This is a genomic window from Streptomyces sp. NPDC091280, from assembly GCF_044768565.1.
Taxonomy (GTDB): Bacteria; Actinomycetota; Actinomycetes; order Streptomycetales; family Streptomycetaceae; genus Streptomyces.
Map to the genome: position 1 here is coordinate 266,460 of NZ_JBIVUZ010000007.1, position 13,660 is coordinate 280,119.

The 13,660-nt window shown below is 72.2% G+C and carries 10 protein-coding genes and 1 riboswitch; of the genes, 7 read left to right on the forward strand and 3 right to left on the reverse strand.

Annotated elements, in window-relative coordinates:
- Positions 1 to 16: 16 nt before the first annotated feature.
- Positions 17 to 1,150, forward strand: a complete 1,134-nt coding sequence (locus ACIQPR_RS22400) for a homoserine O-acetyltransferase (RefSeq protein ID WP_403650985.1) — start codon at positions 17 to 19, stop codon at positions 1,148 to 1,150.
- 183 nt (positions 1,151 to 1,333) lie between these two features.
- Here the strand turns inward: ACIQPR_RS22400 and ACIQPR_RS22405 are convergent, their stop codons facing one another.
- The 3 genes from ACIQPR_RS22405 to ACIQPR_RS22415 form a co-directional block, all read right to left on the reverse strand.
- Positions 1,334 to 2,830, reverse strand: coding sequence for an MFS transporter (locus ACIQPR_RS22405; protein ID WP_403650986.1), 1,497 nt, complete (start codon positions 2,828 to 2,830; stop codon positions 1,334 to 1,336).
- Positions 2,831 to 3,652 (reverse strand): TauD/TfdA dioxygenase family protein, encoded by an 822-nt coding sequence (locus ACIQPR_RS22410; RefSeq protein ID WP_403650988.1) that lies wholly within the window; start codon positions 3,650 to 3,652, stop codon positions 2,831 to 2,833.
- Between the two features lie 461 nt (positions 3,653 to 4,113).
- Complete coding sequence (locus ACIQPR_RS22415; RefSeq protein ID WP_403650990.1) at positions 4,114 to 4,683, reverse strand: AAA family ATPase; 570 nt, start codon at positions 4,681 to 4,683, stop codon at positions 4,114 to 4,116.
- Between the two features lie 199 nt (positions 4,684 to 4,882).
- Positions 4,883 to 4,995, forward strand: a riboswitch (SAM riboswitch).
- 389 nt (positions 4,996 to 5,384) lie between these two features.
- On the opposite strand from ACIQPR_RS22415, the gene ACIQPR_RS22420 reads away from it, so the two are divergent.
- The 6 genes from ACIQPR_RS22420 to ACIQPR_RS22445 are packed head-to-tail and all read left to right on the forward strand — an operon-like array spanning position 5,385 to position 13,579.
- On the forward strand, positions 5,385 to 7,004 hold the full coding sequence (locus ACIQPR_RS22420; protein ID WP_403650991.1) for an ABC transporter substrate-binding protein: 1,620 nt from the start codon (positions 5,385 to 5,387) through the stop codon (positions 7,002 to 7,004).
- Positions 7,005 to 7,007: 3 nt separating this feature from the next.
- Positions 7,008 to 7,967 (forward strand): ABC transporter permease, encoded by a 960-nt coding sequence (locus ACIQPR_RS22425; RefSeq protein WP_403650993.1) that lies wholly within the window; start codon positions 7,008 to 7,010, stop codon positions 7,965 to 7,967.
- On the forward strand, positions 7,964 to 8,896 hold the full coding sequence (locus ACIQPR_RS22430; protein ID WP_403650995.1) for an ABC transporter permease: 933 nt from the start codon (positions 7,964 to 7,966) through the stop codon (positions 8,894 to 8,896). The genes ACIQPR_RS22425 and ACIQPR_RS22430 overlap by 4 nt, the downstream gene beginning before the upstream one ends.
- Positions 8,878 to 10,620 carry a dipeptide ABC transporter ATP-binding protein gene (locus ACIQPR_RS22435; RefSeq protein WP_403650996.1) on the forward strand — a complete coding sequence of 581 codons (1,743 nt, stop codon included), beginning with the start codon at positions 8,878 to 8,880 and terminating at the stop codon, positions 10,618 to 10,620. The genes ACIQPR_RS22430 and ACIQPR_RS22435 overlap by 19 nt, the downstream gene beginning before the upstream one ends.
- A complete protein-coding gene (locus ACIQPR_RS22440; protein WP_403650997.1) occupies positions 10,617 to 11,630 on the forward strand; it encodes an LLM class flavin-dependent oxidoreductase in 1,014 nt (337 codons plus the stop codon). The genes ACIQPR_RS22435 and ACIQPR_RS22440 overlap by 4 nt, the downstream gene beginning before the upstream one ends.
- The gene (locus ACIQPR_RS22445) at positions 11,627 to 13,579 is read left to right on the forward strand and encodes an alpha/beta hydrolase domain-containing protein (protein WP_403650999.1); all 1,953 of its coding nucleotides are present in this window, start codon (positions 11,627 to 11,629) and stop codon (positions 13,577 to 13,579) included. Before ACIQPR_RS22440 ends, ACIQPR_RS22445 begins: the two co-directional genes overlap by 4 nt.
- Positions 13,580 to 13,660 lie beyond the last annotated feature (81 nt).

Sequence of the window (13,660 nt, forward strand, 5' to 3'; positions counted from 1 at the left end):
CGTACCGACTCCGTCGGTGGTCCCCCTTCCGCCGGCCTCCGGGGCCTGGCGGGAGGGAGACCCGCCCGGACGACGCCAGTGGCACGCCCGGGAGAAGCCCCTCGCGCTGGAGGCGGGCGGTGAACTGCCCGGTGTGCGGCTGGCGTTCGAGACCTGGGGACGACTGGCGCCGGACCGCTCGAACGCCGTCCTCGTCCTGCACGCCCTCACCGGAGACAGCCATGTCGCCGGCCCGGCGGGGCCCGGTCACCCCACCCCCGGCTGGTGGGACGCCCTGATCGGGCCGGGGCGGGCGCTGGACACGGACCGCTGGTTCGTCGTCGCGCCGAACGTCCTCGGCGGCTGCCAGGGCAGTACCGGCCCGTCCTCCCCGCGCCCGGACGGGCGCCGCTGGGGCGGCGCCTTCCCGTTCCTGACGCAGCGCGACCAGGTGGCCGTGGAGGCTGGTCTGGCCGACGAACTCGGCGTCGAGCGCTGGGCGTTGGTGCTCGGCGGTTCCATGGGCGGGATGCGGGCGCTGGAGTGGGCCGTGACGTATCCGGAGCGTACGGACGCGCTCCTGCTGCTCGCCACCACGGCGGCGGCGAGCGCCGAGCAGATCGCGTGGACGAACATCCAGCTCCATGCGGTGCGTTCGGACCCGCACTGGCAGGGCGGCGACTACCACGACAGCGGCCGGGGTCCGGGTGCCGGTCTCGGCCTGGCCCGTCGTCTGGCCCATGTCACCTACCGCAGCGAGCCGGAGTTGGCGGTCCGCTTCGGCCGGGCGCCGCAGGACGCGGAGGATCCGTGGAACGGCGGCCGGTACCAGGTCGAGTCGTATCTCGACCACCACGCCGACAAGTTGGTGCGCCGGTTCGACGCGGGCAGCTACGTCACGCTGGCGGAGGCCATGAACACTCACGCCATCGGCCGCGACCGCGGCGACACGCGAGCGGCCCTGCGCCGGGTGACCGCGCGGACGCTGGTCGCCGGAGTCGACTCGGACCGGCTCTATCCCCCGTCCCAGCAGGCGGAGTTGGCGGCCGGCATCCCCGGCGCGGACCGGCTCCGTGTCATCGAGTCGCCGTACGGCCACGACGGTTTCCTGATCGAGACGGAACAGGTCGCGGCGCTCGTCCGTGAACTCGTCGGCCAGGGGCGGGAGTAGCGGCCTCTCGGCGGCGGGGGACGACCGTGAGCCGGACGGCGCCCGCCGTACCGAGTGCCGCCGCAACGGCCCTCCCGGCCGGGCCGTCGTCCTCGGTGCAGCCCTCCGCCCGCACGGCCACCGGACCGACCCGCTCGTCCCTGCGGGGACCACGACAGTCGTCGGCACACCGCGCCAGGACGGCTACCGCTCCTGCGGACTGCGGTCCTCGCGCCGCCGGTCGTGCCGGGGACCGGGACCGTTCGTGGTCGGGTCCCCGGGCCTGGGCGGACGGGGCGGGACGGCGGCCCGGCGCAGCCGCGCCGGCACGAGCGCGGCGGCGAGCAGACCGGCACAGACGCAGGAGGCCAGCGCGTACGCGGTTCGCGGGCCGCCGCCCACTGCCGTCGCGCCGGACGCGGTGTGCAGATAGACCGCCGATACGGCGCTGAGGCAGACGGCCGCAGCGATGCGCTGTGCCATCTGGAGGACGCCGCCGCCCACGCCCGCGGCCTCGGCCGGGGCGTGTTGCAGGACCTGTGTCTGGTTGGGCGAGACGGCGAGGCCGCCCGCCGCGCCGGACAGCGCCTGGGTCGCGGCGAGCACGATCGGCAGTGCGGCGGCCGGCACGAAGAGCACGGCCACCGCCCCGGCCAGGGCGGCACAGATCCCCGACACCAGCCCCACGCTCACCGTGCGCACCCCTATCCGCCGCACCAGCCGCCAGGCGAGCGCCGAGGAGACGCCCATCGCGAGCGCCGAGGGGAGCGAGACCGCCGCCGTCATCAGGGCCGACAGTCCGAGCCCGTCCTGGAGGAAGACGGTGAGCACGAGCGACGCGGCGATGGAGGAACCGAACTGGGCCATGGCGACGGCGGTGCCCAGCAGGTACGGCCGGGACGACGCGAGCGCCGGATGGACCAGCGGCACCCGGCCCCGCCGTACCCGCAGCCGCTGCTGCGCGACGAACGCCCCGGCCAGGGCGCACGCTCCGGCCGCCCACAGAAGTGCCGCTCCCCCACTGCCCGGTGTCCGGATGAACGGCACCATCACCGTCAGCGTGCACGCGCAGGCCAGGCCCAGGCCGGTCACGTCCAGCCGGGAGTCACGGGCGGTGCGCCGGGGCGGCGGCAGCCAGCGGGTGGCGAGGGTCAGGGTGACCAGTGCGCACGGTGCGCTCAGCAGGAGGCAGTAGCGCCAGCCGGTCCCGGCCCCGTATCCGGCGACGAGGGCGCCGCCGAGCGGTGGGCCGAGTGCGGCGGCCACGCCCGCCGTCACCGCGTACATTCCCAGCGCGCGGCCCCGGTCGAGCCCGTGGAACACGTCCTGAATGGTCCCGATGACCTGGGAGTTGACGAGTCCGGCGGCGGCTCCCTGCACCAGCCGGGCGCCGATCACGGTCCCCGGCCCGCCGCCGGTCGCGGCCACCACCCCGGCCAGGAGGAAGACGGCCATTCCGGCGAGGAAGAGCCGCTTGCGGCCGTGCAGGTCGCCGAGACTGCCCCCGGGTACGAGGGCCAGTCCGAACGCCAGCGAGTAACCGGCCACGATCCACTGGACGTCCGCCGCGCCGGCCCCCAGCGAGTGCCGCAGGCTGGGGACCGCGATGTTCAGAACTGCCTGGTCCAGCAGGGTGGTTGCCCCCGCGGCCAGACACACCAGCAGGACGCGGCGGGCGGCGCGGTCTTCTCCGGGGAGCATTCAGGCGTGCCGCGCCGTGGTGCCCGCGTCCGGCTCCACTCCGAGGACCTTGCGGTAGACGCGCTCTCCGTCGCCGTAGTCGTCGACGGCGTAGTGCCAGGTCGCCCGGTTGTCCCAGAGGACGAAGTCGCCGGGCCGCCAGCCGAAGCGGATCGTGTAGTCCGGCGAGGAGGCGTGCCGCAGCAGATGGTCGAGGAGGACCTTGCTCTCCGCCGGGGTGACACCGGTGAGCTGCTTCGCCGAGCTGCTGATGAAGAGGCCCTTGCGGCCGGTGGTGGGGTGGGTGAGGACGACGGGGTGCTCGACGGGCTCGCCGGGTGCGTTCTTCCTGCTGCCCTGCGCGTAGTTCTCGGCGTTGCCCGCGTAGAGGGCGCCGACCGATTCCAGCAGCACCTTGAACGGCTCCGACAGGTCGTCGTAGGCGGCCTGGAGGTCCGCCCACAGGGTGTGGCCGCCGAGTTCGGGCACGACCTCGTAGGTGAGGGACTCGATCGCGAAGACGGGCTCGCGCCAGAGCCCGCCGATGTGCCAGGTGCTGGCCTTGCCCGTGTGCTTGACGTCGTACGGATACACAAGCGGGTTGTCCGGGTGCTTCAGCGCGGTGGGGTGGTCGAAGGGCCGGGCGAACAGGCCTACGGCGGCGACCTGCTGATCGGGCGTCAGATGCTGACCGCGGAAGACGAGGACCTTGTGGTCGCGGAAGGCCCGGCGCAGTTCCTCGGCGGTGCTCTCGTCGACGGGCGCGGTCAGGTCGACGCCGGCGACTTCGGCGCCGAAGCGGGGCCCTGCCCTGAGGATGTCGAGACGGGCGGCGGTGGTCATGGCGTTCTCCTCTGCGGCGACTGCTGTGCGGCTGGTGGGCGTGCGGCTGGTCGGGGCCGTCCGCCGGTCCTCGGCACCGGTGCGCGTGGAGCCGCGAAAGCGGCGCGAGTCGACGTGCCCGGTCACCACCCGTGGGTCGTCGGGCAGCGCGAAGAGGGAGCGGACGGCGCTCGGCGTCTCCTCGCACAGCGACTCAACGGCCGTACGGGGGTTACCGGTTGCGAGGGAGCGAAGGGGTGCGGGGAAGGGGCCGTGGAACGGCGATCAGCAACAGACCTCGTCGAACTGGTCGGCGCGGCGGCTCACCCAGAACGGGTCGAGCAGCACCGTGTGTGCCTGGCCAGTTGTGTCCATGGCCGGATCAAAGCACACCCGGAAAGGTGCGTCCACCACGCGTCCGAGCGGTGGGACGACCGGGGGCGTCGACCGCTGCGGTGACCGCACCCTCCCGGAACCACCGCTCAGGCCCCGCGGTCGGACACGTCGTCGGTGAGTCGGGCGATGGTGTCCGCGATCAGCGCCACCCGGTCGGCCAGGTCACCGGCCGGTACCTCCACGAGGTCGTAGCCGAACCGCCGATAGCTCTCTTCGTGGACGCGCTCGAACACGAGGGACTCCTCGAAGCTGATCCGGCGGGCGGCCGTGGGCTCGCAGAATCCGAGGTTGCGGACGAAGAAGACCTGCGGTTCATAGATCCGGTCACGGGTGACCCGGTCGATCTCGGCGAGCAGCGCGGCCGGCGCGGGGCGGCCGAGGTAGGTACTGAGGGCGTGTGTGCACACCGGAGACCTGTCGTAGACCTGCCGGGTCACGCCCTCCGTCACGGACGTCACCTGTCGCAGACGCTGCAGATCGACCACCTTCCGGACGAAGCCCTGCCGGGTCCAGGGCTCGGCGTCTCCCCCGGCCTGCTCGTGGGCGATGACCGCGGTGGCGGCCTCCTCGACGACGTCGAATCCGTCCGCGCGCAGCCGGCGCAGGATCGTGGTCTTTCCGGCACCGGGCGCGCCGGTGAGGATGTAGCGCTTCATGGTGGGTCCTCTGGTGGCCGTGAACCGGCAGGCGGCAGACGGCAGTTCGGGAAGAGGGAGCGATCGACTCAGTGCCGTGGGGGCAGGGCGGGGAGAGCCTCGTCCGCGACCGCGCGACGGCAGGTTCAGAAGTTTCCCCGACGCCGGACCTCTGCCCCGGCATTGACGCACAGCGAGACGACTCCCTACGATCTCCAGTGGCATCGAGTGTCAGCAACAAGCCCTGGCTGGCTGACCGGCAACCCTCCGACGCGGTGGGGTGCTCCAGGTGAAAGCCCGGCAGAGACACTGACGACTCTGCAAGCGCGCGACCCCGTGACCGGGGTCCCGGACATGGAGGACGGCGTGCCCGACAGCTACGACCTGAGTGCCTCCTGTCCCGACGCCGTGGTTTTCTCCCGGCTCTCCCGTCGGCGCCACATCGACCTGAAGCGCTGCGCCGGCTGTCTCTGTCACAGCTGACCAGGTCCGGCCGCAGAGCCTGACATCCGTCACCGCTGTTTCTCCGGCACAGCCCCGTTTCCCCCTTCACCTTCCCTTCTTCGACGAGTCGACATGCGCGCGGGCGCGTCCCGTGCCGGCCGGCACGTCCTCCCCGCCCCACCGGATCCACCCCGCCGGGGTCGATACCGTCCGCGCGCCCCGCCACGTTCCGCACAGGTCCGTGTGCACGGGGTGACACGAGTAGGAGCACCTCTCCCGTGACAGCACATCCGGTCTCCCGAACCACCCGACGGGCGGCTACGGCCGCTCTCGTGACCACCAGTTTCCTGCTGACCGCCTGCGGATCGGGGGGCGGTGGCGCCGGCGACACCGGCGGCCGGGCCACGTCCGGTGGGACGCTGACCTTCGCGGTGGGCTCCGACGCCGGTTGCGTGGACCCGCAGCAGGTGGCCAGCAACGACACCATCTACTCGGTGCGGCAGATCGTCGACTCGCTGACCGACCAAAACCCCCAGACCGGCAAGATCGTGCCGTGGCTGGCGAAGAGCTGGGACATCAGCTCCGACGCGACGACGTTCACGTTCCATCTCAGATCGGGTGTCACCTTCAGCGACGGGTCCAAGCTGACCGCGCAGGTGGTCAAGGACAACTTCGACGCGGTGCCGAAGCTCGGCGCGCTGGGCACCCTCGCCGAGGGCTATCTGAGCGGCCTCAAGAGCACCACCGTGGTCGACCCGCTCACCGTGAAGGTGACCTTCCAGCAGCCCAACGCCCAGTTCCTGCAAGCCACTTCGACACACTCGCTGGGCATCGAGTCGTCGGCGAGCGTGCAGCGGAGCCCGCAGGAGAAGTGCAGCAAGGGCGTGGTCGGCTCCGGGCCCTTCGTGCTGAAGCAGTATGTGCAGAACCAGTCGATCACGCTCGCCAAGCGCACCGGATACGCGTGGGGTTCCTCGCTGTGGCGCAAGAGCGGGGAGGCCTACCTCGACAAGGTGGTCTTCAAGGTCGTGCCCGAGGCGGGAGTACGGGCCGGCAGTCTCCAGTCGGGGCAGGTCGACGCGATCAGCAGCGTCGGCAAGGCCAACGAGGCGGCGCTCAAGGGCGGTCAGGTCACCCTCCAGCGGCGGGCCAATCCGGGCGTGGTGTTCGGGCTGGCGCTCAACAACTCGCGGCCGGTCCTGAAGGACGCGCGGGTGCGCCAGGCCATCGGGTTCGCCATCGACCGCAAGCAGATCGCCGACGCGGTGTTCCCGACCGGGACCCAGCCCGCGACCAGCGTCCTGGCGCACACCACACCCGACTACACGGACCTGTCCTCGGACCTGACGACCGACGCGGCCAAGGCGAAGTCCCTGCTGGACGCGGCCGGTTGGAAGACCGGCAGCGACGGCGTCCGGACGAAGGACGGCAAGAAGCTGAGCCTCACCGTCGACTGGATCCCCAACTCGGCCACGAACCAGCCCGCGTTGGAGCTGATCCAGCAGCAACTGAAGGCCGTCGGCATCGGTCTGACGCTCAAGCAGCTCCAGGTCACCCAGCTCGCCCCGACCCTCCAGTCCGGCGACTTCGACGTGGCGTGGAGCAACATCACCCGCGCCGACCCCGACATCCTGCGCAGCTCCTTCTCCACCAAGCTGGCGAACTTCTACCGCCTGCCCGCGAGCCCGCTCGACACGGCGCTGACCGGACAGGCGGCCACCACGGACACCGCGAAGCGCGCCCAACTCGTGCAGCAGGCGCAGGAGTTGCTCGTCAAGAACGCCTACTACGCGCCGGTGGTCGAGCTCCAGACCCAGATCGGCGTGGCGAAGAAGGTGCACGCCCTGAACTTCGACGCCTCCAGCCGGATCCAGCTGCACGACACCTGGATCGGCTGACCCGTGCGCCGCTACGCGATCAAACGGCTCGCCCAGGCGGTCGGCGTGCTGTGGGCCGCCTACACGGTGTCCTTCCTGGTCCTCGACTTCCTGCCGGGCGATCCGGTCACGGCGATGGCGAGTGCCGGAATGGACTCCGGGACGGTCGACCCGGCCCAACTGGCGGCGCTGCGCCACGAGTACGGCTTCGACAAGCCGGTCCTGGCGCAGTACGCCGACTACCTCGGCCGGGCGGTGCGCGGGGACTTCGGGAACTCCGTCTCCACGGGCCGGCCGGTGTCCTCGACACTGGCCGACGCCCTGCCGCAGACCCTCCAGCTGACCGGCGCCGCGCTGCTCCTCGCCGTGCTGCTCGGCGGCGGCCTGGCGGTGGTCGCGACCTACACCTCGCGTCGGTGGCTGCGCCAACTGCTGCTGTCCCTGCCGCCGTTGGGGGTGTCGGTCCCGACGTTCTGGGTGGGGCTGCTGCTCGTCGAGTCGTTCTCCTTCCGCCTGCACTGGTTCCCCGCGTTCGGCAACGACGGGCTGCGGGGGCTGATCCTGCCGGCCCTGACGCTGGCGATCCCGACCGGCGCGCAGGTGGCACAGGTCCTGGCCAAGAGCCTGCTCACCGCGCTGGACCAGGCCTATGTGGAGACCGCCCGGGCCAAGGGCGCCGGGCGGTGGCGCGTCCATCTGCGGCACGCCCTGCGCAACGCGTCCCTGCCCGCGCTCACCGTGGTCGGCCTGCTGGTCGGGCAGTTGATCGCCGGTTCGGTGGTCGTCGAGACGGTGTTCTCGCGCGACGGCCTCGGCCGGGTGACGGCCGCCGCGGTCACGGCCCAGGACATCCCGCTGGTGCAGGGCGTGGTGGTGTTCGGCGCGCTGATCTTCGTCCTGACGAACCTGCTCGTCGACCTCGTCTACCCACTGCTCGATCCGCGGATCGTGATGACCTCGGGCCGGAAGGCGGTCACCGTATGAGTCAGGGTCTTGTCGACGACACCGCCGCCGGCACCCCCGCCGATGCCGCGCTCGGCCCCGCGCGGCCGGTCGGGCCAGGGTCCGGGCCGGGACGCCGCGTCGAGGTGCGCCGGGTCCTGCGGTTCCTGGTGCGCCGTCCCGGTCTGCTGCTCTCCGTCCTCGTCCTGGTCCTGGTCGTGCTGGCCTCGTTCCGGCCCGGCCTGTTCACCTCCCGGGACCCGCTGGCGGGGATACCCTCGCAGAACTTCCGGGGCCCGAGCGGCGCGCACTGGTTCGGCACCGACGAACTCGGCCGCGATGTGTTCTCCCGGGTCGTCCACGGCGCCCAACTCTCCCTCAAGGCAACCCTCATCGCGGTCGCGGTCGCCTTCGTCGTCGGCAGCCTGATCGGGCTGGTCGCCGGCTTCGTGGGCCGCTGGGTCGACGACGTACTGATGCGCTTCGTCGACGTGCTCCTCTCCATCCCGGCACTGTTCCTCTCCCTGGCCCTGGTCACCGCGCTCGGCTACGGCACGGTCAAGGTGGCGGTCGCCGTCGGTGTCGCCAGCGTGGCGGGTTTCGCGCGGGTGACCCGGGCGGAGGTGCTGCGGGTACGGCAGGCGGTCTTCGTCGAGGCCTCGCGCTCGTGCGGGGCACGCTGGTACTCGGTGCTCGGCCGGCACGTCCTGCCCAACGCGGCCGGTCCGGTGATCGTCCTGGCCACCCTCGACTTCGGCTCCTCGATCCTCGCCGTGTCGGCCCTGAGCTTCCTCGGCTACGGCGCCCCGCCACCGGCACCGGAATGGGGCACGCTGATCTCGGACGGCCGCAACTACCTCGCCAACGCCTGGTGGTTGACGGCGCTGCCCGGCCTCGCCATCGCGGCGACCGTGCTGGCCACCAACCGCGTCGCACGCGCGCTGGACGGCGAATGGTCCCGGCAGTCATGACCGGTCACCCGCCGAACACACCTGGAACGGATGAGGACTTGAGCACGACACCGAGCACCGACCCGGACCCCGGCGCGGGCGCGGACGCCGCGCTGGAGATACGCGGCCTGTCCGTGTCGTACCGCACCCGCGGCGGCACCGTACCGGCCGTGCGGGACGTCGATCTCGACGTGCGTCCGGGCGAGGTGACCGCGGTGGTCGGCGAGTCCGGCTCCGGAAAGAGCACCACCGCGCATGCCATCACCCGGCTCCTGGCGGCCAACGCCACGATCGACGCGGGCACGATCCGCTTCGGCCGGCACGACCTCACCACGCTGAGCGAGGCGGAACTGCGCACCGTGCGCGGCGCGCGGATCGGCCTGGTCCCCCAGGACCCCTCGGTCTCCCTCAACCCGGTCAAACGCATCGGCGAGCAGGTCGCCGAGGTGCTGCGCATCCACGGCCTCGCGACCCGCCGCTCCGCGCCGGCGGAGGCGGTCGACATCCTGCACCGGGCCGGACTGCCGGACGCGGCCACCCGGGCCCGGCAGTATCCGCACGAACTCTCCGGCGGCATGCGGCAGCGCGCCCTGATCGCCATCGCGATCGCCGCCCGGCCGAGGCTGATCGTGGCGGACGAGCCGACCAGCGCGCTCGACGTCACCGTGCAACGCGTCATCCTCGACCATCTCCAGAGCCTCACCGAGGAGTCGGGCACCGCGATCCTGCTGGTGACCCACGATCTCGCGGTGGCCGCCGACCGGTCACAGCGCCTCGTCGTCATGTCCCAGGGGCGGGTGGTCGAGGCCGGGGCGACCCGCGAGGTGCTGGCCGACCCCCAACACGAGTACACCCGACGCCTGTTGGCCAGCGCGCCGAGCCTGACGACCGCGATCCCCCGCGCCGGGGCGACCGCGCCTCCGGCCACCGACCCGACGCCGCTGGTGGAACTCCGCAACGCCGTCAAGGAGTTCAGGCTCCCCCGGGCGGGCGGCGAGTCCCGGACCCTGCGCGCGGTCGACGACGTGAGCCTCACCCTCCACCGCGGCCGGACCCTGGCCCTGGTGGGCGAGTCCGGCTCGGGCAAGTCCACCACCGCCCGCCTGGTGCTCCGCCTCACCGACGCGAGCTCCGGACACATCCTGTTCGACGGCGCCGACATCACCACCGCCCGGGGCGCCGAGGCCCGGCAACTGCGCCGACGCGCCCAGCTCGTCTACCAGAACCCGTACGCCTCGCTCGACCCGAGGTTCACCATCGGCGAGGTCATCACCGAGCCGCTGCGCGCCTTCAAGGTCGGCGACCGCGCCTCCCGGCTGGACCGGGCCCGCGACCTGCTCGACCGGGTCGCCCTGCCCGCCGCGACCCTGGACCGCCGCCCGGCGGAACTCTCCGGCGGACAGCGGCAGCGCGTCGCCATCGCACGGGCGCTCGCCCTCTCCCCCGATCTCGTGGTGTGCGACGAACCGGTGTCCGCCCTCGACGTCTCCGTCCAGGCCCAAGTCCTCGACCTGCTCGCCGAGTTGCAGGCCGACATCGGGGTGGCCTACCTGTTCATCTCGCACGACCTGGCCGTCGTACGGCAGATCGCGCACGAGGTCGCGGTCATGCGGGCCGGCCGTGTCGTCGAGACCGGCGCCCCCGAGGACCTGTTCACGCACCCCCAGCACGAATACACCCGCGAACTGCTCGCGGCGATCCCCGGCCGACGGACCGACCACGACCTGAGGACGCGGACCGCATGAGCATCACCTCCCTCGCCTTTCTCACCCCGGGCAACTTCGCCGACGACGACCCCTACACGGGCCTGGAGGAGACCCTCCAACTCTTCGAGTACGGCGAGCGGTTGGGCTACGACGGCGCCTGGATCCGGCAGCGGCACCTCGAACACGGCGTCGGTTCGGCCGCGGTGTTCCTCGCCGCGGCCGGACAACGCACCGAGCGCGTCGAGTTGGGGACCGCGGTCATCCCGATCGGCTACGAGAGCCCGTTCCGGCTGGCCGAGGACCTGGCACTGGCCGACGTGCTGTCCCGAGGGCGGCTCCAGGTCGGCTTCAGCACCGGCATGCCGCACGCCGAGCTGCTGGGCGACCTGGTGTACGACGGCGACTGGCGCGCCTTCGACCTGTCGTACGGCCGGGTCGCCCGTGTCGTCGACAACCTGCGCGGCGACTACCTGGGCGGCCCGGACACGGTGATCGAGTCACCGGGCAACGTCCAGCGACCGCGCCTGCAACCCCACAACCCCGGCCTGGTGAACCGGATTTGGTACGGCGGCGGGAGTCTGCGCTCGGCCCGCTGGGCCGGTGAGAGCGGCCTCAATCTGCTGTCCGGGAACATCGTCACCGGCGAGCACACCGACGACTTCACCACGGCCCAGGCGAACCTGCTCGCCGCGTACCGGCGCGTCCAGCCCGCCGCCCGGGTCGCGGTGGGCCGCGTCGTCGTCCCGTTCGACGGCGCGGACCGGACCACCAGGGCCCGCTACCGGGCGTACGCCGAGAGCCGGCATGCCCGCACCCTCGCCCCGCAGGGCCCCAGGCGGACCCTGTTCGCGCCCGATGTGGTCGGCACGGCGGATCAGATCCTGGAGCAACTGGCGGCGGATCCCGTGGTGTCGGGGGTCTCGGAGCTGCGTCTTGAGCTGCCGTACGAGTTCCGGCGGGAGGAGTACGAACAGATCCTGCACGACGTGCTGCACCTGGTCGCGCCCGAACTGGGCTGGCGCCCGGCGCGGTTGGAGGCCGCGCGATGAACGCCGTACGACTGGAAGTCCGGCGCAGGGAGCCGTTCGCGGACGGTCATCGCTTCGCCGAGGGTGGGGCGTACGAAGTGCTCACCGCCACGGCCCACTACGCCGTGGACCCCGAGGCGCCCGCCCTCCGCTCGATCACCGATCTGGACCTCGCGCCGCGCGACGGTGACGGTCTGGTGCGCTTCAGCGGGGACGTCGAGATCCTGCGACCGGTCGACGGCGGACGCGGACGGCTGTTCTTCGACTGGGGGAACCGGGGCAACAAGCGGGCCGTCCAGTACTTCTGCGACGCCCCGCACACCAACCGCCCCCGCACCCTCGCCGACGCGGGCAACGGCTACCTTCTACGGCGCGGCTACACGGTCGTCTTCGGCGCCTGGCAGGGTGATCTGCTGCCCGGTGACGGGCGGTTGCTGCTCGACCTGCCCGTGGCGAGGCGCGGCACGGAGCCCGTACGCGGCCTGACCACGGCCGAGTTCATCGTCGAGGAGCCCACCTTCTCGCTGCCGCTGTCGCGCTGGACGAGCACGAGACCGTCCCCCGTGAGCGCGGCGAGCGAACACACCGCGCGGCTCACCCGGCGACGGTACGCGCACAGTACGCCGGAGGAACTCCCTGCTGCCGCATGGCGGTTCGCCCGGTTGCAGGGCGGCGGAACCGACCTGAGGTCACAGGCCGTCGCCGTCGTACCGAGCCGCGGCGACCTGTATGTCGACGGCGGACTGCGCCCGGGCTGGATCTACGAACTGACCTACGAGGCCGAGGAACCCCTCGTCCTCGGCCTCGGTCTCGTCGCCGTGCGCGACCTGGTCAGCGCTCTGCGGTACGACCCGGCGCAACCGGTGGGTGAGATCAACTACGTGTACGGCTGGGGGCGTTCGCAGACCGGGCGCGCCATCCGCGACTTCATCCACCGGGGTCTCAACGAGGACGCCGAAGGCCGCCGGGTGTTCGACGGACTGCTGCCGCACGTCTCCGGCGCGGGACGGCTGGACACCGCACGGTTCGCCAACCTGACGGTGCCGGGCGGCCAGCAGTACGAGGACCATCTCAACGCGGCCGACGCCTTCCCCTTCGCGTACGCCGAGACGGTGGACCATCTGACCGGCGCACGCGACGCGATCATGAAGCGCGCGAGCGATCCCAAGGTGCTGCACACGCAGACGTCCACGGAGTACTGGCAGCGCCGGGGCTCGCTGGTCCACACCACAACTGACGGGCGGGACCTGGGATTTCCGCCGAACGTGCGCGGCTATCTGTGGTCGTCGAGCCAGCATGTCGCGAGTCCGACGCCGCAGTCTCCGGGGAAGGGCATCTGCAATCACGTCGAGAACGTCGTCGCCACGTCCGCGCTGTTCCGGGGCGTCCTCGACGCGCTCGACGCATGGGTGAGCGAGGAGGTGGAGCCGCCGCCGAGCACGGTGCCCACCGTCGCCGACGGCAGCCTGGTGACGATGGCGGAGTGGTCGCGGCGGTTCCCGGCGGTGCCCTCGGCGCTGCGGCCGTACGGGCCCAACGAGCTGTATGCCGTGGACCGTTCGAGTGTGCCGCCGGTCGCGGACCGCGCGCACGGCTACACGGTGCTGGTCCCGGCCGTCGACGGCGACGGCAACGAGACGGCGGGCGTGCGCGCCCCGATGGTGTCGGTGCCGCTCGGTACCTACACCGGCTGGAACACCCGCGCCCCGGGTCAAGGGCACGGCGCGCTGCACGAGTTCAGCGGTTCGACGTTCCCGTTCGCGGCCACCGAGGACGAGCGGCTGATCACGGGCGACTCCCGCCCGAGCGTCGAGGAGCGGTACGGCGACGCGGCCGGTTACGTGGCCCGGATCAGGGCGGCGGCCGAGGAACTCGCGGCGCGGCGGCTGCTGCCGGTCGAGGACGTCGACCGTGCGACGGCCGCGGCGGCGGACTGGTCCGCGCCCCGGCACCGCTTCGAACTGCCCTGAGCCGGACGGCCGGAGAGGCGACCGGCGTCGAGGCGTGGCAGGCCGGTGCGGCGGAGACGTCGTTCAGGTCTCCGCCGCACC

Coding starts and splice junctions, on each gene's coding strand:
- ACIQPR_RS22405 (WP_403650986.1), bottom strand. CDS start 2,830: ATGCTCCCCGGAGAAGACCGCGCCGCCCGCCGCGTCCTGCTGGTGTGT.
- ACIQPR_RS22430 (WP_403650995.1), top strand. CDS start 7,964: ATGAGTCAGGGTCTTGTCGACGACACCGCCGCCGGCACCCCCGCCGAT.
- ACIQPR_RS22410 (WP_403650988.1), bottom strand. CDS start 3,652: ATGACCACCGCCGCCCGTCTCGACATCCTCAGGGCAGGGCCCCGCTTC.
- ACIQPR_RS22435 (WP_403650996.1), top strand. CDS start 8,878: ATGGTCCCGGCAGTCATGACCGGTCACCCGCCGAACACACCTGGAACG.
- ACIQPR_RS22440 (WP_403650997.1), top strand. CDS start 10,617: ATGAGCATCACCTCCCTCGCCTTTCTCACCCCGGGCAACTTCGCCGAC.
- ACIQPR_RS22415 (WP_403650990.1), bottom strand. CDS start 4,683: ATGAAGCGCTACATCCTCACCGGCGCGCCCGGTGCCGGAAAGACCACG.
- ACIQPR_RS22445 (WP_403650999.1), top strand. CDS start 11,627: ATGAACGCCGTACGACTGGAAGTCCGGCGCAGGGAGCCGTTCGCGGAC.